At 67.3% G+C, this 21351-nt stretch carries 25 protein-coding genes; 12 read left to right on the forward strand and 13 right to left on the reverse strand.

Annotated elements, in window-relative coordinates; all coding sequences use genetic code 11:
• Window positions 1–135: 135 nt before the first annotated feature.
• Window positions 136–1278 (reverse strand): alpha-D-ribose 1-methylphosphonate 5-triphosphate diphosphatase, encoded by a 1143-nt coding sequence (locus V9K93_RS06930; RefSeq protein WP_337302258.1) that lies wholly within the window; start codon window positions 1276–1278, stop codon window positions 136–138.
• A gap of 100 nt (window positions 1279–1378) precedes the next feature.
• Here V9K93_RS06930 and phnF point away from each other — a divergent pair, with 100 nt between their 5' ends.
• Entirely contained in the window at window positions 1379–2125 is a 747-nt protein-coding gene (gene phnF, locus V9K93_RS06935) for a phosphonate metabolism transcriptional regulator PhnF (protein WP_169050354.1), read from the forward strand.
• 40 nt (window positions 2126–2165) lie between these two features.
• Here the strand turns inward: phnF and V9K93_RS06940 are convergent, their stop codons facing one another.
• The 4 genes from V9K93_RS06940 to V9K93_RS06955 all read right to left on the reverse strand — a co-directional run bounded on the left by V9K93_RS06940 (window position 2166) and on the right by V9K93_RS06955 (window position 6308).
• The gene (locus tag V9K93_RS06940) at window positions 2166–3320 is read right to left on the reverse strand and encodes a TIGR03364 family FAD-dependent oxidoreductase (protein WP_253078598.1); all 1155 of its coding nucleotides are present in this window, start codon (window positions 3318–3320) and stop codon (window positions 2166–2168) included.
• A gap of 11 nt (window positions 3321–3331) precedes the next feature.
• Window positions 3332–4627 carry a DUF5690 family protein gene (locus tag V9K93_RS06945; protein WP_136639393.1) on the reverse strand — a complete coding sequence of 432 codons (1296 nt, stop codon included), beginning with the start codon at window positions 4625–4627 and terminating at the stop codon, window positions 3332–3334.
• Window positions 4624–5313, reverse strand: coding sequence for an HAD family hydrolase (locus tag V9K93_RS06950; protein ID WP_136639394.1), 690 nt, complete (start codon window positions 5311–5313; stop codon window positions 4624–4626). The genes V9K93_RS06945 and V9K93_RS06950 overlap by 4 nt, the downstream gene beginning before the upstream one ends.
• 89 nt (window positions 5314–5402) lie before the next feature.
• Complete coding sequence (locus V9K93_RS06955; RefSeq protein WP_046986034.1) at window positions 5403–6308, reverse strand: LysR substrate-binding domain-containing protein; 906 nt, start codon at window positions 6306–6308, stop codon at window positions 5403–5405.
• Window positions 6309–6406: 98 nt separating this feature from the next.
• Between V9K93_RS06955 and V9K93_RS06960 the strand changes: the two genes are divergently transcribed.
• Window positions 6407–6598 carry a hypothetical protein gene (locus V9K93_RS06960; RefSeq protein ID WP_046986035.1) on the forward strand — a complete coding sequence of 64 codons (192 nt, stop codon included), beginning with the start codon at window positions 6407–6409 and terminating at the stop codon, window positions 6596–6598.
• Here the strand turns inward: V9K93_RS06960 and V9K93_RS06965 are convergent.
• Window positions 6595–8142, reverse strand: a complete 1548-nt coding sequence (locus V9K93_RS06965) for an alkaline phosphatase (protein WP_337302259.1) — start codon at window positions 8140–8142, stop codon at window positions 6595–6597. The genes V9K93_RS06960 and V9K93_RS06965 overlap by 4 nt on opposite strands.
• Window positions 8143–8262: 120 nt before the next feature.
• Here V9K93_RS06965 and V9K93_RS06970 point away from each other — a divergent pair, with 120 nt between their 5' ends.
• The gene (locus tag V9K93_RS06970; protein WP_136639397.1) at window positions 8263–9057 is read left to right on the forward strand and encodes a D-alanyl-D-alanine carboxypeptidase family protein; all 795 of its coding nucleotides are present in this window, start codon (window positions 8263–8265) and stop codon (window positions 9055–9057) included.
• Between the two features lie 5 nt (window positions 9058–9062).
• On the opposite strand, the gene V9K93_RS06975 is transcribed toward V9K93_RS06970, so the two are convergent.
• Window positions 9063–9656: a TetR/AcrR family transcriptional regulator gene (locus tag V9K93_RS06975; RefSeq protein ID WP_253078602.1), complete on the reverse strand. Its 594-nt coding sequence runs from the start codon at window positions 9654–9656 to the stop codon at window positions 9063–9065.
• A 16-nt stretch (window positions 9657–9672) separates the two neighbouring features.
• Complete coding sequence (locus V9K93_RS06980; protein WP_046986038.1) at window positions 9673–10269, reverse strand: NAD(P)H-dependent oxidoreductase; 597 nt, start codon at window positions 10267–10269, stop codon at window positions 9673–9675.
• A gap of 128 nt (window positions 10270–10397) precedes the next feature.
• On the opposite strand from V9K93_RS06980, the gene V9K93_RS06985 reads away from it, so the two are divergent.
• Window positions 10398–10928 carry a hypothetical protein gene (locus tag V9K93_RS06985; protein WP_046986039.1) on the forward strand — a complete coding sequence of 177 codons (531 nt, stop codon included), beginning with the start codon at window positions 10398–10400 and terminating at the stop codon, window positions 10926–10928.
• Between the two features lie 75 nt (window positions 10929–11003).
• Here V9K93_RS06985 and V9K93_RS06990 read toward each other — a convergent pair whose 3' ends face one another.
• Window positions 11004–11831 carry an isocitrate lyase/PEP mutase family protein gene (locus V9K93_RS06990; RefSeq protein WP_337302260.1) on the reverse strand — a complete coding sequence of 276 codons (828 nt, stop codon included), beginning with the start codon at window positions 11829–11831 and terminating at the stop codon, window positions 11004–11006.
• A gap of 166 nt (window positions 11832–11997) precedes the next feature.
• Between V9K93_RS06990 and V9K93_RS06995 the strand changes: the two genes are divergently transcribed.
• From V9K93_RS06995 to accC, 5 genes are all read left to right on the forward strand, one after another.
• Window positions 11998–12744, forward strand: a complete 747-nt coding sequence (locus tag V9K93_RS06995; RefSeq protein WP_136639399.1) for a DOPA 4,5-dioxygenase family protein — start codon at window positions 11998–12000, stop codon at window positions 12742–12744.
• A gap of 314 nt (window positions 12745–13058) precedes the next feature.
• The gene (gene aroQ / locus V9K93_RS07000) at window positions 13059–13508 is read left to right on the forward strand and encodes a type II 3-dehydroquinate dehydratase (RefSeq protein WP_136639400.1); all 450 of its coding nucleotides are present in this window, start codon (window positions 13059–13061) and stop codon (window positions 13506–13508) included.
• On the forward strand, window positions 13508–13930 hold the full coding sequence (locus tag V9K93_RS07005; protein ID WP_012512269.1) for a lysozyme inhibitor LprI family protein: 423 nt from the start codon (window positions 13508–13510) through the stop codon (window positions 13928–13930). Before aroQ ends, V9K93_RS07005 begins: the two co-directional genes overlap by 1 nt.
• Before the next feature lie 53 nt (window positions 13931–13983).
• Window positions 13984–14463, forward strand: coding sequence for an acetyl-CoA carboxylase biotin carboxyl carrier protein (accB, locus tag V9K93_RS07010; protein WP_006397184.1), 480 nt, complete (start codon window positions 13984–13986; stop codon window positions 14461–14463).
• Window positions 14464–14473: 10 nt separating this feature from the next.
• Window positions 14474–15841 carry an acetyl-CoA carboxylase biotin carboxylase subunit gene (accC, locus tag V9K93_RS07015; protein ID WP_006397186.1) on the forward strand — a complete coding sequence of 456 codons (1368 nt, stop codon included), beginning with the start codon at window positions 14474–14476 and terminating at the stop codon, window positions 15839–15841.
• Between the two features lie 134 nt (window positions 15842–15975).
• Here the strand turns inward: accC and V9K93_RS07020 are convergent, their stop codons facing one another.
• Entirely contained in the window at window positions 15976–16350 is a 375-nt protein-coding gene (locus V9K93_RS07020; RefSeq protein WP_065723554.1) for a hypothetical protein, read from the reverse strand.
• A complete protein-coding gene (locus V9K93_RS07025; protein WP_046986043.1) occupies window positions 16347–17309 on the reverse strand; it encodes a hypothetical protein in 963 nt (320 codons plus the stop codon). The genes V9K93_RS07020 and V9K93_RS07025 overlap by 4 nt, the downstream gene beginning before the upstream one ends.
• Before the next feature lie 164 nt (window positions 17310–17473).
• On the opposite strand from V9K93_RS07025, the gene prmA reads away from it, so the two are divergent.
• From prmA to fis, 3 genes are all read left to right on the forward strand, one after another.
• Entirely contained in the window at window positions 17474–18394 is a 921-nt protein-coding gene (gene prmA / locus V9K93_RS07030; RefSeq protein WP_012512271.1) for a 50S ribosomal protein L11 methyltransferase, read from the forward strand.
• A 42-nt stretch (window positions 18395–18436) separates the two neighbouring features.
• Entirely contained in the window at window positions 18437–19204 is a 768-nt protein-coding gene (locus V9K93_RS07035) for a DUF3426 domain-containing protein (RefSeq protein WP_337302261.1), read from the forward strand.
• A 114-nt stretch (window positions 19205–19318) separates the two neighbouring features.
• Window positions 19319–19594 carry a DNA-binding transcriptional regulator Fis gene (gene fis / locus V9K93_RS07040; RefSeq protein WP_006397198.1) on the forward strand — a complete coding sequence of 92 codons (276 nt, stop codon included), beginning with the start codon at window positions 19319–19321 and terminating at the stop codon, window positions 19592–19594.
• Between the two features lie 128 nt (window positions 19595–19722).
• Here the strand turns inward: fis and V9K93_RS07045 are convergent, their stop codons facing one another.
• Window positions 19723–20718 (reverse strand): phosphatidate cytidylyltransferase, encoded by a 996-nt coding sequence (locus tag V9K93_RS07045; protein WP_046986045.1) that lies wholly within the window; start codon window positions 20716–20718, stop codon window positions 19723–19725.
• On the reverse strand, window positions 20715–21344 hold the full coding sequence (locus V9K93_RS07050; protein WP_046986046.1) for a lysophospholipid acyltransferase family protein: 630 nt from the start codon (window positions 21342–21344) through the stop codon (window positions 20715–20717). Before V9K93_RS07050 ends, V9K93_RS07045 begins: the two co-directional genes overlap by 4 nt.
• Window positions 21345–21351 lie beyond the last annotated feature (7 nt).

Raw genomic sequence — 21351 nt, forward strand, 5'->3', positions numbered from 1 at the left:
GATGGCGGCGGCAAGGGAAAGTGGGCCACTCCGGCGGGAGCGGCGATGGCGGCCACTTTCGATCAGTGCGGTGAAGCGCAGGCGGCATCCACTAGGCAGGTCGGGGCAGCTGTCTAGGTGTTCGCACCGCGGCGGCTACTGGGCCAGCAGGCGACGGCCGGCCACCCAGACCTCGGCCACGTAGTCCGGCGTGGACCCACGCACCCGCAGCAGGTCGGCGCGCAGGCCTTCGCCGATGCGACCGCGATCCTGCAGGCCCAGCGCCTGCGCCGGCGCATGGCTGACCGTGGCCACCGCACGTGGCAGGCTCCAGCCCAGCTGCGCGCACAGCACGCCCAGCGCCGGCAGCAGGCTGGCGGGCACATAGTCGGAGGACAGCACATCGAGGCAGCCGGCACGTGCCAGTTCCAGCGCCGCCACGTTGCCGGAATGCGAGCCGCCCAGCACCAGGTTGGGTGCGCCGGCGACGATTGTCAGACCGGCTGCACGTGCGGCGGCAGCGGCCTCCAGCGTGGTCGGGAACTCGCAGATGCGTGCACCACAGGCCACGGCTTCATCTACATCCGCAGCCACCGTGTCGTCGTGGCTGGCCAGGCACAGGCCGCGGCTGCGCCCCCACTGCAGCACCTGTTGCAGGTGTGCTTGACGATAGCGCGCCTGTTGCGCACGGCGTGCCTGCAGCAGCTTATCCAGGTAACCGGTCTCCGTGTCGGTCGGCAAACCGTAGTAGGCCGCATAGCGCTGCAGATTCCGGAACTGGCGCTGCCCCGGCGTGTGATCGGTCAGCGACAGAAGGCGCACCGCCGGATCATCCAGCAGTGGCTCCAGCAATGGCAGCAACCCGGAATACGGCAGCTCGGCACGCAGGTGCAGGTAGTGGTCGCCGCGCAGGCCGCCGGCGCGGCGCGCCTCAACCAGCGCCGCATGGGCGGCCTGCAAACTGCGCACGCGCACGCTGTCGGCTTCCACGTCGCCCACCGCCAAGGCATCGCAGGCCGTGGTGATGCCAGCAGCCAGCAACTGTGCATCGTGCGCCTGCACGGCCGCCGCGGCGGGAAACGCCACGCCCGGGCGCGGCACCAGGTGTTTCTCCAGATTGTCGGTATGCAGCTCGACAAACCCCGGCATCAGCCAGTCGCCGCCACAGTCTTCTGCGCCCGGCAGCCCCACCCGCCCCCGCCCCACCGCGCGGATACACGGCCCGTCCAGCACCACGTGGCCGTGCACGACCTCGTCGGCCAGCACCAGCTTCAGGTTGTCGAGAATGCGCTCGCCCATGGATTTCGCCGTCTGTGTCATGCCGTTGCAACCGCAACGCGTTGATATGCCCGCACGTGCAGTGCACCTGTCTAGTCCAGCAGCCGCAGATGGAGGTTTGATGACCATGACCGACCCGGCCTTGACGCCGCGCGATTCGGCGCTGCCGCTGTGGCAGCAGATCGAACAGGCGCTGCTGCGGCAGATCCGCGAACGCCAGCTGGTGGAAGGCGACCAGCTGCCCTCGGCGCAGGACCTGGCCACGCGCTTCGCAGTCAACCGCCATACCGTGCGGCGCGCGATCGAGGCGTTGGAGGAGCGCGGCTACATTCGCACCGAAACCGGCCGCGGCAGCTTCGTGCAGGAGCATCCGTACCACTACCCGATCAGCCGACGCACGCGTTTCGGCCGGGCCATGCATGACCTGAACGTAGAAAGCCACTACACCCTGATCGACACCCGGGTGCAGGTGCCCAGCCGCCAGGTAGCGCGCGCGCTCGGCCTGATCGCTGGCGAGCGCGTGCATCGGGTGGTGTACTCCAGCCAGGTGGAAGACCGTACTGTGGACCACAGCGAAGCCTATTTCCCGGCCACCCGCTTCCCGGGGCTGGGCGAGGTGTTCGCACGCACGCCGTCGGTGACCCGCACGCTGGCCGCATTCGGGGTGACCGACTACCTGCGCCGGCACACCACGGTGATGGCGCGCCTGCCCGATGCCGAGGTCGCGCGCGTGCTCGGGCAATCGACGCGACGGCCGGTGCTGTGCGTGCATTCGCTGAATGTCGATCCACAGGGGCAAGCGGTGCAGTTCGGCATCACCTGCTTCGCCGGTGACTGGGTGCAGCTGATGGTCAGCAGCGACCTCTAGCGAAAGCGCGGCGGGCATTGCACCCGCCGCGTGCAGCGCCTCAGGCTGCGCGCCGCAGCGCCGTGTAGCGGCCGTCCACCAGCTCTTCGGCCAGACCGAAGCTGAGCGTCATGCCCAGACCACCGCCACCGATGGCGTTGACGATGGTCACGCCCGGTGCCGGCTCGGCGACGAATTCGCTGCTGCCATCCAGCAGCTTGGGATAGATGCCGTGCCAGGTCTGCGCAATGCGCGCGTCGGGTACCTGCATGAAACGGGACAGGTAATCGAGCACCTTCTGGTTGATGGCGTGCTCATCGAACGGATCGTGCGTATGTGCGTAGGCATGCGAATCACCAATGGTGATTTCACCCTGGCCGTTCTGCGCGGCCATCACGTGGATGCCGAGCTCGATCAGGTCGGCATGCTCGGCCTGGTAACGCGCCTGCAACGGCGCGACATCGGCGGCCTCGCGGAATCCGGCGTAGTGCACCAGCGACAGGCCGCCACAGAGGGCCGCACCCAGGCGGAACCCGGACGGCTGTGCGGCCAACCGCAGCATCTGCAGCTTGCAGCGGGTCAATGGTGCTGCCGCGTACCGCTCCGGATACAACTGCTCGAACTCCGGACCGCTGCAGACGAACACCTGATCCGCCTCGAACAGGCGGCTGCCGGACCACACCCGACCGCTCTCCACCGCCGTTACCGGCGTGCGCCAATGGAACTGCACACCGTGCTGTTCATGCAGCACGTCCGGCAGCGCGCGGATCGCCTGGCGCGGATCGACCACCAGCTCATCGGCATTGAACAGCGCGCCGCGCAGCTCGCGCGCCACCAGTGCCGGCGACTTCGCCAGCGCCGCATCCCGATCCAGCAGGCGGCATGGGCGCAGCTGCGCATTGGCCGTCGCATACTGCTGCAGCACGGCCCATTCGTCGTCGGCATGGGCCACATGCAACGAGCCACTGGGATCGTGCCAGAGGCCGGCCACGTCGATCAGCTCCTGCCAGATCTGCCGCGAGCGCAGCGCGCGCTCATACAGCGGTCCATTGGGCACGCCGATCGGCCAGACCATGCCGAAGTTGCGGATGGAGGCGCCGACAGCGCGTTCATGGCGCTCCAGCACGGTGACCTTGCAGCCACGCACGGCCAGCGCGCGGGCCACGGCCAGGCCGACGATGCCGGCACCGACCACGAGGGCGGTTGTGTTCTTCATGGGGGATGGACTCAGACGGAGGCGAGTGCTGGCATGCGGGCCAGGCGCAGCGCCTTGTGGTGGAAGTACAGCAGGGACAGCAGCAGGCAGGCACCGCCCAGCAACGACAGATGGATGACCGCACTGGAGAAAAAGCGCACCCACGACAGCTGCAGGCCAGAGAATTCGTGGCCAAGCAGGACCAGCACACTGCCCAGGTAGCCGAACGCATCGGCCAGGTACATCACGAAGCCGACGTTGCCAGCGACCTTGAAGGTGGCGATCAGGCGTTCGAAGAACACGCAGTTGAAGGGCACGTAGGCCAGGTACAGGCCGAAGCCCACCAGGCCCAGCCACGCCAGCGGATGCAGCATGCCTTCGCGGAACGCCAGCGTGCTCAGTCCTGCAGTGGCCAGGCCGATGAACATCAGCGCGTGCAACGCCATCAGGCCGTTGAGGTTGTTGCGGAACCAGGTCAGGCCGGCGGTCAGTGCCAGCACCGCGAACGCCACCGGCGTTTCGATGGCGGCGAACACGCCGGCGCTGCCACCGTAGCCCAGCTCGCGGAACAGCTCGGCTTCAAAGCTGTCGCGGAAATCGCGGACCACGGTCAGGCACACGTAGCACAGGATCATCAGCGCCAGCCCCGGCAGGAAGCGGCGCACGAAGGCGCGACGCTGCGCGCGGTCCATCGGTAGCCGCGGCGAGCGCTCGCGCAGGTCGGCGGCATCCGGGGCGGGAATGCGTTCCAGCATGCGTACCGACACCAGCAGCAGCGGCAGGAACAGCAGGCCGCACAGGAACGGCATCCAGAACTCGCTAACGCCCTGCAGCAGCAGCCATTTTCCGACCGACTTCACCACGCCGGAGGCCATGATGAAACTGGAGGCAAGGATCGCGCCCATCGCTTCGGTGGTCCGTCGCCCTTCCAGGTAGCTGAACACCAGGCCCCACACCATGCCCAGCGGCAGGCCGTTGAGGAACAGGAACGGGATGTTCCACGGCGCCGGCACCAGCGCGAAGCCGAGCAGTGCCAACCAGGAAATGCCGATCAGGCCCAGCAGCAGGCTGGCGCGGCGCTCGGCGCGCAGTTCGCCGATCACCCGCACGCCGATGAACTTGCTGCACATGTAGCCCAGCACCTGCGCCACCACCAGCCACACCTTGTAGTCGGCGCCGAACAGATGCTGGTCATCGAACGATGCGGCGGCGAATGGCTTGCGAAAGGCATACATGCACGCATAGGTGGACAGCGCGGCACTGCCGGCGAACACCGTCAGCGCCAACCGATGCCCCTGCAGCCGAGCCCGCAGCGAGGGCCGGCTCATGCAGCGGCGACCGTGCCGGAACGTGCCAGGCCGAGCAGCGCCGGCAGGCGGTCGAGGTGGTCGATGATGTGATCCGGACCATGCGGCAGCAGTTCGGAACGGGTGAACGCACCGGTTGTGACCGCGATGTTCAGGCCGACGCCGGCATTGCGGCCTTCGTTGATGTCGACCTCGGTGTCGCCCACCTTCACTACAGCGGCGGCGTCATCCACACCGGTGCGCTGCATCAGCGCATGGATCATGTACGGCGCGGGGCGACCCATCGGGACCTCATCGCTGGCCACCAACGCATCGATGCGATCCTGCCAACCGAGCCGCTCGATGATCACCTCGGCAATGTCACGCGAGAAGCCGGTATCCAGGCCGATGCGGATGCCGTGCGCGCGCAGCGTTTCGAACAGTACCTCGGCACCCGGCAGCGGCGCGATGCCCGGTGCATGGCGGTAGCACTCGAGCATGCGCGCCACGAAGTCGGCATGGATCGGCGCCACGTGCGGGTCGTCCACCGCAGTCCCCAACAGGCGGGCGATCGCCTGCGGCTTGGGGTAGCCCATCAACGGGCGCACGTGCTCTACGTCGATGGCGTGGCCGGCGGCGGCCATCGCTTCAACGAAGGCGCGGGCGACCAGTCCCGGGTCGGCAACGGTGGTTCCGGCGATATCAAGAACGGCGAGGCGGTAGCGCATGGCGGCAGGCGGTGTTGGGTGGAGGTGCCCAGCTTCGCCGCGGCCGGCCACGCCCTGATGACAGCGGCCGGACAGGCCGGTGCACCTGTCTAGCCGTGCGGCCCTTGCCCTGCCATGTGCCGCACGTGCTCGGCGGCCTGCGCATGCAGCCAGTCGCGGAAAGCAAGGAAGCCACGATGGCTGGCCGAGCGCTGCGGGTACACCAGCCAATGCGGCCACGCCGTCTTCAGGCGCTGGCTGGACAGCGCAACCAGCTGGCCGGATTCCAGCAGCAGGCGTGCCCGGGTCACCCGTCCGAGCGCCACGCCCACGCCATCCAGCGCCGCGCGATGGTGCGCTTCCGAATCATCCAGCACCGCCACGAAGCGCGGCGGCGGGCTCTGCCCGCTCAAGGCGAACCACGCGCCCCACGCGCCGTCAGGATCACCCAGCAGTGGCCACTGGGTCAGCGGTACGCGGTCGATACCGCCCATGCGTTCAATCAGCGCCGGGCTGGCCATCGGCAGCAGCCACTCGTCAAACAATGGCTCCACCACCAGCCCGGGCCAGTGCCCGCTGCCCAGCCGCAGCGCCGCGTCGAACTGCCGCTGACGCTCGAAATCCACCAGGCGCTCACTCGACTGCAGGTTGATCTCGATCTGTGGGTGCTCAGCCACGAAGTGGCCCAGGCGCGGCACCAGCCAGGCCGACGCCATCGATGGCACCGCGCTGATCGTCAGCACGTGCTCGGCACGCGCGGCATAGGGCTGGAAGGCTTCGTTGATCGCATCCAGGTGCGGACCCACCTGGTCGAGCAGGCGCTGCCCCTCAAGGGTGAGGGTGACACCACGTGGCTGGCGGACCAGCAGCGGCTGCCCGAGCCGCTCTTCCAGCTGGCGCATCTGATGGCTGAGTGCACTGACGGTCAGGTTCATCGACGCCGCCGCGCGCGACAGGTTGCCAAGCCGGGCGGCAGCCACGAAACCCTGCAGGGCATGGAGGGGTGGGCGGGACATCAGGCTTGAATTCCTCTCAAGGCAAGCTTGCGGAAATGTCGCTTTTTCGCCTTCCATGCTGCCCGTATCGTGCAATCCACTCAAGTGGAGGTACGCACATGAACATCTTCAGCGGCCTGTTGTTCCTGCATGGCCATGTGACCAACGCCGAGCTGGCGCGGCAACTGGCCAGCCCTTCCCCGTCGCCGTCCCCACCGCCCAGCAGCACTCCCGGTAGTGCCGGCCGCTGGCCGGCAGCGGCAAGATGCCCGGTCACCGAGGTTGCCGGCCAGCGGCAGGCACTACCCTAGCGCTGCAGTGCTTCCTGCACCGCCGCAGCCACGTCGGTGTTGTCGATGTAACTGCCGTCGTTCCAGCGCACATGCTGGCGGTAGCCCTCGTCGACGCCCCGCACGCGCTGGCCCAGCAGCTCCGACCCCGCCCCCTTGGCCCACAACGGCACCAGTGCATTGGAATGGTTGCCGGTGGGACGGAAGCTCATCCCCGGCATGCGTCCACGGCCGTTGTTGCGCACCGGCTCGAAGGCCACGCTCTGTGCATCCGGGCCCATCGGCATGCTGTTGTCGTGGTCGGTGGTGACGATCAGCAGGGTGCGTTCCCAGCCACCGTTGCGTTCGATCCACTCGATCACTGCTGTCACCGCGTCGTTGAACTCCACGGTTTCCTCGATCAGCCGGCCGTACTGCGGCTGGTCGCCGCACTGGCCGTAGCGCCATTCGGTGCCGCAGGCGCTGGTATGCGCGGCCCAGTCGGTAGCGCCACCTTCCACCATCAGGAACAGGCCCTCGGCCGAACGCTGCTGCAGGAACTGCAGCGCACCGCGGGTCATGGTTGCAAGATCCGGCACGCTGTCGATCTTCCTCACACCAGAAGGCGTGGCCGCGTCCTTGCCCAGCACCTGCAGCTGGCGCGCCTGCTGCAGCGTGTTGGCCACGCGCGGCACGCCGATCAGCGGCCGGTCGGTCGGCAGCCGTCCCTGCGCCAGCGCAGCGAACGCCTCCTTGCTGCGGATCAGGCGCCACGGCCCGGACGGATTACCGGCGATGGTGCTGCCCGCTTCCAGCTGCTGCCAATCCTGCTGCGACACCCACTCCCACGGGTTCGCACAGCCCTCGGCCTTCACCGCGCCCGCGCCTTCGTCACAGGCATGGCCATCAACGCTGTAGCCGGGACCACCAGTACCCATCACCAGGTCCATGTGGCCCTGCGCCAGCATCTGGTGCGCAATGGCGTGATAGTTGTTGCGCGATTCGTTCTGCGCAGCGAACGCGGCCGGCGTGGCATGTGCGAACGGCACCGAGGTGACCACGCCGGTGGCCATGCCCAGGCGCTTGGCATGCAGCGTATTGAATTCGACCGCGTTGCCATCGTTGCTGTAGTTGATGGCGTTGTTGTAGGTCTTGATGCCCGAGGACAACGCCGTGCCCGCCGCTGCACTGTCGGTGGCGACCGCGGCCAGGTACTGGTAGCCGGCGAACGGCAGGTCCTGCGCGGGAACCGGGGAGTCATCCCATGCTTTGGCCGCGTCGTAGCCGAGGGTCTGCGCGTTGTCGCGGGTCGACTGGCTGCTGGCGTTCAACGGATAGGTGGTCACGGCGAGGCGCTGCGGGAAGTCCGCATAGGGGGCGCCTTCGCGGCTGCCGTACTGCCAGTAGGCAGCCGCGTCCCAGGTGCCCCAACCGGCACCGTCGTTGATCATTACGATCACGTTGTGCGGGCGCGTGGTGCTGGCCGCAGCGGTATCGGCGCGCAGGTTCGGCTGACAGCCACCGAACGCGAGCAGCGCGAGCAGCAGAGAGGAAGGGAGCCAACGGCGTGGCATGTGTGCAGTCATCGGAGGTCCCGTCAGGCCAGTGGCGGCCCATTTTTTCGAACGTTATATCGTTTCAATATTGCAGCTTCATGCAGCCGATGCGCACTATCCTGCGAGCTTCCCCTCGCCACCGCAGCTTCCATGCCGTCTTCTTCCCCTGCACGCGCGCCTCTCTCCTTCATCACCCTCGATGCCGCCACCTTCGAGGTGATCCATCAGGACAACGCCGGGGTCGCGCGGCAGCCGGCGTCGCTGACCAAACTGATGACCGCCTACGCAGCGTATGCGTGCATCGAAGAAGGGGGTCGCACATGGGACGAGGCGGTCACCATTGCCGCCGAAGACGTGCACGCGGTGGCCGATGATGAAACGCGGATGGGCCTGGTGCCCGGCGAAAGGGTCAGCCTGGCACGCTTGCTGGAAGGGTTGATGATCGTCTCCGGCAATGATGCGGCGCTGGCCATCGCGCGTCATCTGGACGGATCACAGTCTGCATTCCTGGACCGCATGAACCGGCACGCACGCCAGCTCGGCCTGCGCAGCACCTGGTTCGCCAGCGTCTCCGGCATCACCACGCCACACCATGCGTCCAGCGCGCGCGACATGGCAGTGCTGGCGGCCTGCCTGCTGAACGATCATCCGCAGATTCTGGCCGTCACCGCACAGCGCGCGTTCGCGCACGGCAGCTTCAGCCGCAACAACCAGAATGCCCTGCTTGGCGATGACGGCGTGGATGGCTTGAAGACCGGCTACACCCAGGCCGCGGGCTTCTGCCTGGCCGCCACCGCCTGCCAACCTGTGCCACGGCGCGCGCATCCGGTACGGCTGATCACAGTGGTGCTTGGCTCGGACAGTCGCGACGCACGCGATGCTCTGGTACGCGAACGGCTGGCCGCCGGATTCGCTGCGCTGGCCGGCAGCAGCGCCGACGCCTGAGCGGCTCAGCGCCGTTTGACGGTGGCCACGATCAGGCGTTGCAACTCATGTTCGGCCTCCATCTTGTCCAGGGCACCGGCGGCTACCCCTTCTGACAGGGTTTCGGCAGCACCGAGAATCGCCCAGCGTCCCGCCAACGGCACGGTGCCATCGGCGGCGAACGGGCCCAGCCAGGCGTCGCAGTTGTTGATGAAGTCCTGCTGGTAACGCCGCCGCACTTCGTGCAGTTCCGGCGCGCCCACCAGCGCTGCGAGGATGCCCTGTACTTCACTGCCCTGGCTGAGGATGCAATCGATGTAGCCGGAGGCGATGGCTGCCGCGCGGTCGGCCAGCTGCGCCCGGGCGCGGCCGATGCGCTCGTGGAACACCATCGTCTGCCGGCCGTCGTAGTCATCGTAGAGCGCGGCCAGCAATCCGTTGCGGGTTACGAAGTGATCGTAGGCCACCGGCTTGGTCACGCCCGCGGCCTCGGCCAGCCGCCCCAACGTCAGCGCGTCGGTACCTTCGTCGCCAACCAGCGCCCAGGCCACATCCAGCAACTGGCGGGCGCGTTGCTCGCGGGTCAATCGGCGGCGCGTGGGAGCGGCGTTGGCAGGCATCGGCGGGACACGGCGATCAGTGCATTGGAGTTCCGATTTTACGGCCGATCTCCCCTGCCGACTGCAGATGCGCTTCGGCCGCACCGGAATCAGCGTCCAGCAACAGGTCAGACGACAGCACGCGCGCGCCGCAATAGTCGAAGATGCCCATGTCGATCTGGGTCTTCATCGCCGCGCCGTAGCCACGTCGTTCGATCATGTCCGCGCCCGCGCCGCCGATCCCGACCAAGTGCACGCGCAACCGTCGCAGCTTCTTCTGCACCTTGCCATCGGCACCGTCCTGGTAGGCCCAGCCTTGGGCGAATACACGATCGATCCATCCCTTCAGCAGCGCGGGGAATGACCACCAGTACAGCGGGTAGACCAGTACCAGTGTGTCGGTGGCGTCCAGCCGCGCCTGCTCGGCGGCGACGTCGGCCGGAACTGCGCCGGTGCCACGGAACAGGGCCTGGTCCTGTGGGTTGAAGCGTGGATCGAAACCTTCGGCCATCAGGTCGGCGTGGGTCACGGTGTTGGCGGCATCCGCCGCGGTGATGGCTTCGCCGATGCGCTTGGCGATGGCATGGGTCAACGAGCCGGATTCAGGATGGGCGGTAACGATGAGGCTGTGCATGGGGGATGTCCGGAATTCACTAACTACCAATAGTAAGTAGTGATTGTCGGGATACCAGCGCCATGCGTGGGACGCTGTTTCCGCATCCGCCGTATAGTGCGGCGGTTCCCCCCCAGAGATAGCCGAGAATGGATCGACGCCCGCTTCTCCCATTGCTGGCCCTGCTGCTGTCGGTAGTGCTGCCATCGGCCTTCGCAGGCGAACTCAGCCCCAGCGATTCAAAGGCATTGCGTCAGGACGTGCAGGCGATGCTGGATGCGTTCGGTCGCGGCGATGCGGAGATGATCATCGCGCGCACCCACCCCAGCCTGAAGCAGCTGGCCGGCGGCGATGATGCCTATGCACGGATGACCCGCGATACCGTGAAGGAACTGCGCAAGTCGGTCACCGTCATCAGCGACGAAGCCGGCATGCCCGGCCGCACCTACGCCGCTGGCGGCGAAGAGGTCAGCTTCGTGCCACGCCAGTCACTGTTGCGCGTGCGCGAATCGCCGATACGCAGCACCTCGTTCATGGTCGCTGTACGCCGCGTGGGAACTGCGGACTGGCGTTATCTCGATGGCACTGCGCTGCTGGACAACCCCGGGCTGCTGCGGCAACTGCTGCCGGCGCTGGAGCCGGAAGTGTCCATGCCCAAGGGCGGGATCGAGGCGCTGTAGTCGCGGGCTCATCCGTCCACGCATGGCGTGGACCTGCTGCCAATCTGCTCACCTGGGCCGGCACCCAGGTTTCCGTCAGCGGAACAGCGTATTCAACGCCGCGCCCGGGGCCGCGTGCTGCAGGCCATCGAAGCGGCCGTCCTGCACGATAGGCTGGGTGGCCTGCATCAAGCCACCCCACGCCGCACGCGCCAGCGCACCGCCGAGACTGACCCGGCGCACGCCGAGTGCGGCGATGTCCTGCAGGCTCAGCGGCGTCGGCCCACCGACCAGCAGGTTCACCGGCTTCGAGCCCGCAGCGGCGACTACCGCACTGATCTGTTCGCGTGTACTGATGCCCGGTGCATACAGCACATCGGCACCCGCTTCGGCATAGGCGCGCAGCCGCTGCAGTGCGTCCTGCAGATCGGGCACTCCGACGAAGAAGTTCTCCGCCCGGCCGACCAGCAGCACCTCGCCGCCGGCACGGTCGATGGCCGAGCGCGCTGCACGCAGGCGCTGGATCGCCTCGTCGATCGGCCTCAACGGCGCATCGGCCACGCCACTGGCGTCCTCGATCGACAACGCGGCTACGCCAGTATCGATTGCCGCCGCCACGGCCTCCTCCACCGCGCGCGGTGTGGCGCCAAAGCCATCACCGAAATCGGCGTTCAACGGCAATGGCGTCGCCGCCACCATCAGCCGCAGATGTTCCAGCGTGGCCTGCAGCGAAACCGCGCCGTCTGGCCGCCCCTCGCTCCAAGCGCACCCGGCGCTGGTCGTGGCCAGCGCCTGGAAGCCCTGCCGCTGCAGGTAGCGGGCGCTGCCCACATCCCACGGATTGGGCAGCACGAAACAACCCTGTGCGTGCAGTTGGCGGAAGGTCGCGCGCTTGCGCCGGGTGTCGGCATCGGGCGAGGTCATGGCGGGCTCCAGGGCGGCAGACCTGCACCCTAGCCCGTCGATCGGCCGCGCTCAATGACAAGGGGTGAACGGGCATGAGGTGATACCGCCTGCTTATTGGACGCTGCCGAGGCAGGTGCCTGAGCGTGCTTGCCTGCCCCCGCTGCACGCTGCCATGGAGCCCTTCATGCACCCGGACCCACAGACCTCCGCCACCAACGCCCTGTTTGCTGCCGACGACGATGCCCAGTGGGCCGACCTGCTCTCGCCCACGCGCCGCCGGCTGATCGCCTCGGCCGGGCTGGCCGCCGGTGGCCTGGCCAGTGCCAGCGCGGCGGCCGCCCCGGCAGCCGCGCGCGCCGAAGCGGCGGCGAACACCACCGAGCCGGGCCGCCCCGGTTTCCGAGCCATTGTTCCGCCCGCGCCCCAAGGTCGCAGCCCTTGGGGCGAGGCCACGGTCAGCGAGTCGACTCCGCGTCCAACCAGTGTGCGCCCCGGCGAGGCCACCCTGCCGGCCACCCCGCGTGCCTACACCGATATCAGGAGCTATCACGCGCATATCTACTTCGACGAGGACAGCTTCGAGAAGGCGGCCCTGTTGCGGCGCTGGGCGGCCGAGCGCTTCCCGGTGGAGCTGGGCAACTGGAACCTGGAGCCGCGCGGCCCGCACGTCACGCCCTCGTTCTACTTCGGCTTCACCAACGACCTGCTGCCGGTCCTGGTGCCGTGGCTGCAGCTCAACAGCCTGGGCCTGACCATCCTGATCCATCCCAATACCGGTGATGGCCGCGCCGACCATCTGTATTACGCGTTGTGGGTGAACCGCGCGCAGCCGGTGAACGCCTACAACTGGCCGGCGCCGAAGCCGGGCGAGCAGGAGCCGCTGGAAGAAGTGTTTCCGAATGTGGTGCCAACGGTGCCGTTGGAGACGTGAGGGGGGCCAGATGGCTCAGTGGTGGGTGCGTCGCTTGCTGCGCACCGAACTCCGCCATCCACGCATGGCGTGGATCTACGGCATCACGGCCCATTGCGGCAGCCGCCATCGCCCGGCCTGCCGCCATCGTCGGCCTACGTGCATGCATCCCCGGCCTGCAAGGCGTTCAGCGCGCCTTGATCCAGCGCCCGCCATACGGCCACAAGCGCTCCGGCAGATTTCAAACGATCAATTGAAACGCTGCAAACTTCGCCGAACTGGACAGCATCCACCGGTTCCGCCAGACTGCCGCCCTTTCCCGTCTTCCGGATCCCATGGCGAAGCTGCTGGTCCTGCACGGCCCCAACCTCAACCTGCTCGGCACCCGCGAGCCGGAGGTCTACGGCCACACCACGCTGGCCGACATCGACCAGGCCCTGGCAGCCCAGGCGTCCGCTGCCGGGCACGCCGTGGAGAGCCTGCAGTCCAACGCCGAGCACGTCCTGGTGGACCGCGTGCAGGCCGCGCGCAATGACGGAACCGCTTTCATCCTGATCAATCCGGCTGCCTTCACCCACACCTCGGTGGCCCTGCGCGATGCGCTGGCAGCGGTGGCGGTGCCGTTCATCGAGATCCACCTGTCCAACCCGCATACCCGCGAACCGTTCCGCCAGCACAGCTACTTCAGTGACAAGGCCGTGGGCGTGGTCTGTGGCTTCGGTGCCGACAGCTATCGCTATGCGATGGATGCAGCGCTGGCACGCGTGCGGGTGGCCGGCGCGTGATGATGCTGCCGCGCGTGCTTGCCAGCGTCGTGCTGTGGGCCGGCATCTGCGGCGCGGCCACGGCGTTCGACCGCAAGGACGAAGGCATCGACTGTGCGCACCCGACCACCACGATGGAGAGCGACCTGTGCGCCTCGGACGTAGCGGCGGCTGCAGACGCTGAACTCAATACCGTGTACGCCCAGGCGCGCCAGCAGCTGCGCACGCCGGACCACGGTGGCAGCTGCAGCTACTGCGGCGAGGCCGAACAGCAGCTGGTGCTGGCCCAGCGTGCCTGGATGCAGCTGCGCGACCACGACTGCAACGCCGTCTATGCCCTCAATTCCGATGGCACGGCGCGCAACGGCGCACAGATGCGCTGCCTGACCACCCTCGCGCGCGACCGTACGCGGCAGCTGCGCGAGTTCTACGAACTGCTTTGACCCGAGCGCGACGCGCTTCCCACCACACTGACATCAAGAGCAAAGAGGCCACCATGGATCTCCGCAAAATCAAGAAGCTGATCGACCTGCTGGAAGAGTCGAACCTGGCCGAAATCGAAATCAAGGAAGGCGAAGAGTCGGTGCGCCTGTCGCGTGCCCCGGTGGCCGGCTATGCCGCACCTATGCCGGCACCGGTGTATGCCGCCCCGGCCGCCCCCGCACCGCAGGCGATGCCGATGCAGTCGCCGACCGAAGCCTCCACCGGCGGCACCGCCAAGCCGGGCCCGGCGCTGCCGGAAGGCCACGTGCTGCGCTCGCCGATGGTCGGCACCTTCTATGCCTCGGCCGCCCCGGACAAGCCGGCCTTCGTCAGCGTTGGCCAGCAGGTCAAGGAAGGCGAAACCCTGGCCATCATCGAAGCGATGAAGATGTTCAACCCGATCGAGGCCGACAAGTCCGGCACCATCGTCGCCATCCTCGGCGAGAACGGCCAGCCGGTGGAGTTCGACCAGCCGCTGTTCGTGATCGGCTGAGGGGCACGCCATGCTCGACAAAGTCGTCATTGCCAACCGAGGGGAAATCGCGCTGCGCATCCTGCGCGCGTGCCATACCCTGGGCATCCGCACGGTGGCCGTGCATTCCACGGTCGACCGCAACCTCAAGCACGTGGCCATGGCCGACGAGTCGGTCTGCATCGGACCCGCGCCGTCGCCGCAGAGCTACCTCAACATCCCGGCGCTGATTGCTGCCGCTGAAGTCACCGACGCCCAGGCCATCCACCCGGGCTACGGCTTCCTGTCGGAGAACGCCGACTTCGCCGAGCGCGTGGAGGAGTCCGGCTTCATCTTCATCGGCCCCAAGGCGGACACCATCCGCATGATGGGCGACAAGGTCGAAGCCATCCGCGCGATGAAGTCCGCCGGCGTGCCGTGCGTGCCTGGCTCGGGCGGCCCGCTGGGCGATGACATCGTCGCCAACACCAAGATCGCCCGTGAGATCGGCTACCCGGTCATCATCAAGGCAGCCGGTGGCGGTGGTGGCCGCGGCATGCGCGTGGTGCACGCCGAAGCCTCGCTGAAGACCTCCATCGAAACCACCAAGAGCGAGGCCAAGGCCGCGTTCGGCAATGGTGAGGTCTACATGGAAAAGTTCCTGGAAAATCCGCGCCACGTGGAGATCCAGGTGCTTGCCGACGGCCAGGGCAACGCCATCCACCTGGGTGAGCGCGACTGCTCGATGCAGCGCCGCCACCAGAAGGTGGTGGAAGAAGCACCGGCACCGGGCATCAGCGCCGAGCAGCGCGAACAGATCGGCAAAGTGTGCACCGAAGCCTGCGTGCGCATCGGCTACCGCGGTGCCGGCACGTTCGAGTTCCTGTACGAAGATGGCCGCTTCTACTTCATCGAAATGAACACCCGCATCCAGGTGGAGCATCCGGTCACCGAAATGGTCACCGGCATCGACCTGGTGGCCGAGCAGCTGAAGATCGCCGCCGGCCAGAAGCTGTCGATCAAGCAGAGCGACGTGGTACTGACCGGTCATGCGATCGAGTGCCGCATCAACGCCGAAGATGCTGAAACCTTCGTGCCGAGCCCGGGCACCATCACCGGCTTCCATCCGCCGGGCGGCCCCGGCGTGCGCGTGGACACCCACATCTACAGTGGCTACCGCGTGCCGTCGAACTACGACTCGATGATCGGCAAGCTGATCGTGCACGGTCCGGACCGCGAGACCGCCATCGCCCGCATGCGGGTGGCACTGAGCGAAATGGTGGTGGACGGCATCAAGACCAACATCGCGCTGCAGCAGCGGATCATGCGCGACAAGGGCTTCCAGGCCGGTGGCCAGAACATCCACTACCTGGAAAAGCGCCTTGCCGAACGCAAGAACAAGCCGATCGCGCTGACCTGATCGGCGCCAGGTGCTGGACATGAAAAGGGCGGGGATATCCCCGCCCTTTTCTGTTTCTCTTCCGCTACCGCCGGACCATGCCCGGCGAAATGGCAACGAAGCGCGAGGCCGCCGGGCATGGCCCGGCGCTACCTTCAGCGCGCGTCGGCCGCCGTCGCCGGAATCTGCGACTTTGCCAACGGGCGGACGCCATTGGGCGAAGTCGGGTCGACGATCACCATGGTCTCGGTCGAGCCGTCGGGCCACACCACCTGGAAGGTGCTGCCGGCCGGCAGCGAGGCGAACGGCATGCCGCTCTGCGCGCGATACACCGCTGCGACCTGGCTGGCGCCCGCGCGGCGCACGTCTTCCTGCGCCTTCACCGTGGTCAGCTCCACCTTCGACAGATGCCGGTAGCGATCTTCATAGGTGTCGATCATCAACAGGCCAACCGCACCGGCCGAATAGGCCACGAACAGCGCCACCCAGAACCAGAATTTGGCCCCATGCAGGAATCGACGGTAATTCATTGCCCGTCCCTCTTTCCAACCAATCGCTTGATCCATTGCCTCATCTTCCCCGCACCTTGCCGCGAAACCGCAGCGTCATACACGAAATCCCGGAAATCCTGCGTTCCATCCTGCGAACAGATCCCTCCGTTCGCACAAAAACTGTTGACCAGCACGCTGTCTGCTCCACACGGTAGACCGAGTTCGCAGGCCGCAAGCCGCCATGCCAGTTCACTGAGCTGTTCGCCGGCCACCAGGCCGTTCAGCGCACGATCGCCCGAGGCGCGCACCCCCATGCCCGGCGCGATGGCCATGAATGCCTCCGGATCGCGCGACGTGCGCACCCGCTCGACCAGGTCGCGGCGGTACTCGGGGCTGTCCTGCAGCGGCTCGCCTTCGGCGAACAACGCTGCCTCGGCTGCCAGGTTGCCCTGCTCCGCCGCCTTGCGCCGTTCGGCAAGCACCAGCGGCGGCCCCAGCTTGTCGCCAGGCACAAAGCCACCGCAGCGCTGCGCGACACGTTCGCGTGCCTGCACCATCGCCGGCGCGGCGGTCAGCCCCGATCCGGCCAGCACGTTGTTGTCCAGGCGGTAGCCGCCCGGGTCGACCGCATACTGTGCGCAGTAGTCATAGACACGGCTGAGCATCCAGCGCGCCTCGTGGTTGCCCTCATCGGCCTGCACGCGCAGGCGCTGCGCGTAGGCATACAGATCGGTGGCATCTTCGATATCGGCACGGAGATCCAGTGGCAGGCCTGAAGGCAGGGCGTTGCCGCGCTCGAAGGCCGCCAGCCGGCGCGCCAGTGCTTCCGGCATTACCTGCAATGCTGCTGCGCTGTCATCGGCGACCGCGACGCCCGGCAGGTCTGCCTGCACCGTGGACGGCGCCACGTGGCCGCTGGCCCGATAGCCGGCCACGCCCAGCACGGCCACCGCCGGCAGCACGAGCAACCAGGTTTTCAGGGTCGGAGCAAAGGCCATTGGCGGCGGTGGAGCATCAGGGCGCACAGGAAAGCACGGAGTTTAGCAAGGCCCGGCAGGCCTGTCTGAATCGGCGTCGTTCATCCCAGAGCGGCATCTCAGGCAATACGGAGACGCCCCGATGGTCTAGCATGGCCCCCTTTCCCGCGATTGCCCCCACTGCCATGCCGTTCCTGGAACTGACCCTGCGCTGCACCGAAGCGACCCAGCCCCGCTATGAAAACGCGCTGGAGGACGTCGGCGCACTGGCCGTGACCCTGCTTGATGCCGAGGCCGATACCAGCAACGAACAGGCCATCCTCGAGCCGGGTGTGGGCGAAACGCCGCTGTGGGACACCCTGGTGCTGAGCGCGTTGTTCCCCGCCGACAGCAATGCGCTGTTGCTGCTGGCCGCACTGGAAGCATTCGATCCGGAACTGGACTGGAGCGGCGGCAGCTTCCGCGCGGTCGAGGACGAGGACTGGGAACGCGCCTGGCTGGACCAGTTCCAGCCGATGGATTTCGGCAGCCGGACCTGGATCGTGCCGTGGAACCATGAACTGCCAGAGGCCGCGCAGGCCGCCGATGCCGCCGTGGTGCGACTGGATCCGGGCCTGGCGTTCGGTTCGGGCACCCACCCGACCACCGCGCTGTGCCTGCGCTGGCTGGACCAGTTGGCCGTGGATGGCCTGCTGCAGGGCCAGCGCGTGCTCGACTTCGGTTGTGGCTCGGGCATCCTCGCGCTGGCCGCACTGAAGCTGGGCGCGGCTGAGGCAATCGGCGTCGACAACGATCCGCAGGCACTGGTGGCCACCGCCGACAACGCCGAGCGCAACGGCGAACAGGCGCGCATGCACGTGTACCTGCCGCAGGACGAACCCGTCGCGACCTATCCGGTCGTGGTCGCCAACATTCTTGCCTCGGCGCTGGATGCGCTGGCCGAACTGCTGGCCGCGCGCGTCGCTGCCGGCGGTCGCATCGCCCTGTCGGGCATCCTGCACGGCCAGGAAGGCGAACTGCTGCAGCGCTATGCGCCGTGGTTCGACGACCTGCAGGCCACCCAGGACGGCGACTGGATGCGCATCACCGGCGTGCGCCGCGCCTGATCGTGGTTGAATGACCGCCGGATCCGAGCCCGCGCCCTGAGCATGTCCGAGCCGAACCCACCGCGCCGTCCACTGGCCACCTTCCTGCGTCCCACGTCGGAAGGTGATGCCGCGCCTGCGACCGAAGCGCACACGCCGGACGCAGCCGCGCCGGTGCCCATTGCTGCAGCACCGGCTGAACCTATCGACCCTGTATCGCAACAGGCAGCGATGAAGCACCACCACGATGACACTGTCATTGCCGATGAAGCAGTGCGCATCGAGCCCGTATCGGCCGCGGTACAGGCAACCGCCGTTGCCAGCGACGCGCCCAGCTTCCTCGGTGCCGCGCGCGCGCGCAGGCTGCCGACGCCGCGCTGGCACTGGCTGCTGGTCGCCGGACTGGCCCTGCTGCTGGTTCTGCAAAGCGTGCTTGCCGATCGTGCGCGACTGGCCGCCGACGCCGGCAATCGTGCGTGGCTCGGGGCGCTGTGTGGCGTCCTGCGCTGCACCCTGCCCGCCTGGCATGAGCCGACCGCGTTCACCATGACCAGCCGCGAGATCCGGCCGCTGCCCAACCAGGCGGGTGTCCTGCAGGTGCAGGCCAGCATCCGCAACGATGCTCGCTGGGCACAGGCCTGGCCGGCGCTGCGCCTGTCGCTGTCCGATGCGGATGGCCGGGTGATCGGCAGCGCAGTGTTCACGCCGGCGCAGTATCTGGGTGAAGACCCCGGTGCGGCCCTGCTGGAGCCGGGACAGAGCGCGCGTATTGCCTTCCGTGTACAGGAGCCGGCTGCGTCCACCGTCGCATTCACCTTCGACTTCCTGTGACCAGGATGGACACGACTGGCCGTGGCAGGCCGGGCACGCTCGCGCTAGACTGGCCGCCACCACCTCGTCCGGCCGCGCGCTCCGCGCGCACGGGCAACCGAATCGGGAACCCCCTTGAACGCTGTCCTTTCTCGTCCTGACAACAGTCGTGGCGCTGCCCGGCCACCGCTGCGTGAACATGTCGCCCAGTCCGTGCGCCGTTACCTGCGTGACCTTGATGGCTGCGACGCGGACGATGTCTACGAGATCGTGCTGCGCGAGATGGAGATCCCGTTGTTCGTGGAAGTGCTCAACCACTGCGAAGGCAACCAGAGCCGGGCTGCAGCGATGCTGGGCATCCACCGCGCCACCCTGCGCAAGAAGCTGAAGGAATACGGCATCAGCGCGTAAGCGCGCACGAGGGTAATGCCGGCCGCTGGCCGGCAACCCCATGAACGATGGCAGGATGTTGCAGTTGCCGGCCAGCGGCCGGCACTACCGGTAGATCCACGCCATGCGTGGATGACGGCCCAGCGGCATCAACCGCCGCCGCCTGCCTTCCAGTAGTACCGCACCACGTGGAAGAACACCGGCGCGGCGAAACACACCGAATCCAGCCGGTCGAGCATGCCGCCATGGCCCTCGATCATGTGGCCCCAGTCCTTGATGCCACGGTCGCGCTTGATTGCGGACATCACCAGGCCACCCCAGAACCCCATCAGGTTGATCAACAGCGACAGGCCGAAGGCCTGCAGCGGCGTGAACGGGGTGATCCACCATAGCGCCGCCCCCAGCGCGCTGGCACTGAGCACACCACCCACGAAGCCCTCCACCGTCTTCGACGGCGACAGCTTCGGTGCAATCAGGCGCCTGCCCAGCAGCTTGCCCCAGATGTACTGCAGCACGTCCGAGGACTGCACCACGATCACCAGGAAGGCGAACAGCAACACGTTGCGCGAGGGGTCATGGCCGGGCACGTGCAGGTTCAGCAGCAGCGGCACATGCGAGATGCAGAACACGCAGATCATCAGCCCCCACTGCACCTTCGCCGTGCGCTCCAGGTAGTGGGTGGTGTCGCCGCCGATGGTCGACAGGATCGGCAGGAACAGGAACGCATAGACCGGGATCAGCAGTGTGTACATGCCGTACCAGTCGATCCACACCAGGTAGTACTGCCACGGCAGCACGATGTAGAACGCGGCCAGCAGCGCGTAGTAGTCGCCTGAGCGAGTCGGCGCCAAGGTAATGAACTCGCGCAGCGCGAACAGCGAGATGATCGCGAACAGCACGATCACCCCGGCACGGCCGAAGAACAGCGCCAACCCGACCACGATCGCCATCACCCACCAGGCGCGGATGCGCGAGACCAGGTTGGCGATCACTGCGCTCGGCTGCCCACGCCGGCGCCAGCGCAGCGTTTCGGCCACCAGCGTGGCCAACACCAGCACCGCACCCACGCCAGCGAACAGCAGACCGGTTTGCTGGCCGACGCTCTGCGTAGCCAGGTCACCAGACACATCGATCAGGAAGCTCATGCCTTGCCCCCGTTCGGCGCCAGGTCCAGCAGCGCCTGCCTGCTGCGTGCCAGGAAGGCGGCCTTGTCCTCATCGGCCTGCAGCCGTAGCGGTGTACCGAAGGTGGCCGTACACAGCAATGGCAGCGGCAGGAAACGACCCTTGGGCATCACCCGCTTCAGGTTGTCGATCCACACCGGTACGAACTCCAGCTCCGGCCGTTGCCGTGCCAGGTGAAAGATGCCGCTCTTGAACGGCAGCAACGGCTCGTCGCCCACGTTGCGCGTACCTTCTGGAAACAGGATCAACGAACACCCCTCGTCCACCGCATCACGCAGCACCTGCAGCGGATCCTGCTGGCGATGACCGGCCTCGCGCTCGACCAGCACACCGTTGAACACCGCATCGATCAGGTAGCGTCGCAGGCCATCGCGCTGCCAGTATTCGGCCGCGGCCACCGGGCGCACCTGGCGCCGCAACGCCGGCGGCATCGACGACCAGATCAGCACGAAGTCACCATGGCTGGCATGGTTGCCGTAGTACACGCGGCGCTCGCTGGACGGCGCACAGCCGATCCACAGCGCACGCGCACCGGTCACCACATGAATCGCACCACTGCAGGCGCGGGCAATCAGTTCGGCGAACATCGGGTCC

The organism is Stenotrophomonas sp. CCNWLW162 (genome assembly GCF_037203745.1).
In the GTDB taxonomy this organism is placed as follows: domain Bacteria; phylum Pseudomonadota; class Gammaproteobacteria; order Xanthomonadales; family Xanthomonadaceae; genus Stenotrophomonas; species Stenotrophomonas maltophilia_AQ.

Bases quoted from the DNA above. Each gene is read 5' to 3' on its own strand.
- V9K93_RS06965 (WP_337302259.1), bottom strand. From the start codon at position 8,142: ATGACTGCACACATGCCACGCCGTTGGCTCCCTTCCTCTCTGCTGCTC.
- V9K93_RS07050 (WP_046986046.1), bottom strand. From the start codon at position 21,344: ATGTTCGCCGAACTGATTGCCCGCGCCTGCAGTGGTGCGATTCATGTG.
- V9K93_RS07025 (WP_046986043.1), bottom strand. From the start codon at position 17,309: ATGGCCTTTGCTCCGACCCTGAAAACCTGGTTGCTCGTGCTGCCGGCG.
- V9K93_RS06970 (WP_136639397.1), top strand. From the start codon at position 8,263: ATGCCGTCTTCTTCCCCTGCACGCGCGCCTCTCTCCTTCATCACCCTC.
- V9K93_RS07035 (WP_337302261.1), top strand. From the start codon at position 18,437: ATGTCCGAGCCGAACCCACCGCGCCGTCCACTGGCCACCTTCCTGCGT.
- V9K93_RS06995 (WP_136639399.1), top strand. From the start codon at position 11,998: ATGCACCCGGACCCACAGACCTCCGCCACCAACGCCCTGTTTGCTGCC.
- V9K93_RS07045 (WP_046986045.1), bottom strand. From the start codon at position 20,718: ATGAGCTTCCTGATCGATGTGTCTGGTGACCTGGCTACGCAGAGCGTC.
- phnF (WP_169050354.1), top strand. From the start codon at position 1,379: ATGACCATGACCGACCCGGCCTTGACGCCGCGCGATTCGGCGCTGCCG.
- aroQ (WP_136639400.1), top strand. From the start codon at position 13,059: ATGGCGAAGCTGCTGGTCCTGCACGGCCCCAACCTCAACCTGCTCGGC.
- V9K93_RS06990 (WP_337302260.1), bottom strand. From the start codon at position 11,831: ATGACCTCGCCCGATGCCGACACCCGGCGCAAGCGCGCGACCTTCCGC.
- V9K93_RS06950 (WP_136639394.1), bottom strand. From the start codon at position 5,313: ATGCGCTACCGCCTCGCCGTTCTTGATATCGCCGGAACCACCGTTGCC.
- V9K93_RS06940 (WP_253078598.1), bottom strand. From the start codon at position 3,320: ATGAAGAACACAACCGCCCTCGTGGTCGGTGCCGGCATCGTCGGCCTG.
- V9K93_RS06980 (WP_046986038.1), bottom strand. From the start codon at position 10,269: ATGCACAGCCTCATCGTTACCGCCCATCCTGAATCCGGCTCGTTGACC.
- V9K93_RS07020 (WP_065723554.1), bottom strand. From the start codon at position 16,350: ATGAATTACCGTCGATTCCTGCATGGGGCCAAATTCTGGTTCTGGGTG.
- V9K93_RS06955 (WP_046986034.1), bottom strand. From the start codon at position 6,308: ATGTCCCGCCCACCCCTCCATGCCCTGCAGGGTTTCGTGGCTGCCGCC.
- accB (WP_006397184.1), top strand. From the start codon at position 13,984: ATGGATCTCCGCAAAATCAAGAAGCTGATCGACCTGCTGGAAGAGTCG.
- V9K93_RS06945 (WP_136639393.1), bottom strand. From the start codon at position 4,627: ATGAGCCGGCCCTCGCTGCGGGCTCGGCTGCAGGGGCATCGGTTGGCG.
- prmA (WP_012512271.1), top strand. From the start codon at position 17,474: ATGCCGTTCCTGGAACTGACCCTGCGCTGCACCGAAGCGACCCAGCCC.
- V9K93_RS06985 (WP_046986039.1), top strand. From the start codon at position 10,398: ATGGATCGACGCCCGCTTCTCCCATTGCTGGCCCTGCTGCTGTCGGTA.
- V9K93_RS06975 (WP_253078602.1), bottom strand. From the start codon at position 9,656: ATGCCTGCCAACGCCGCTCCCACGCGCCGCCGATTGACCCGCGAGCAA.
- accC (WP_006397186.1), top strand. From the start codon at position 14,474: ATGCTCGACAAAGTCGTCATTGCCAACCGAGGGGAAATCGCGCTGCGC.
- V9K93_RS06960 (WP_046986035.1), top strand. From the start codon at position 6,407: ATGAACATCTTCAGCGGCCTGTTGTTCCTGCATGGCCATGTGACCAAC.
- V9K93_RS06930 (WP_337302258.1), bottom strand. From the start codon at position 1,278: ATGGGCGAGCGCATTCTCGACAACCTGAAGCTGGTGCTGGCCGACGAG.
- V9K93_RS07005 (WP_012512269.1), top strand. From the start codon at position 13,508: ATGATGCTGCCGCGCGTGCTTGCCAGCGTCGTGCTGTGGGCCGGCATC.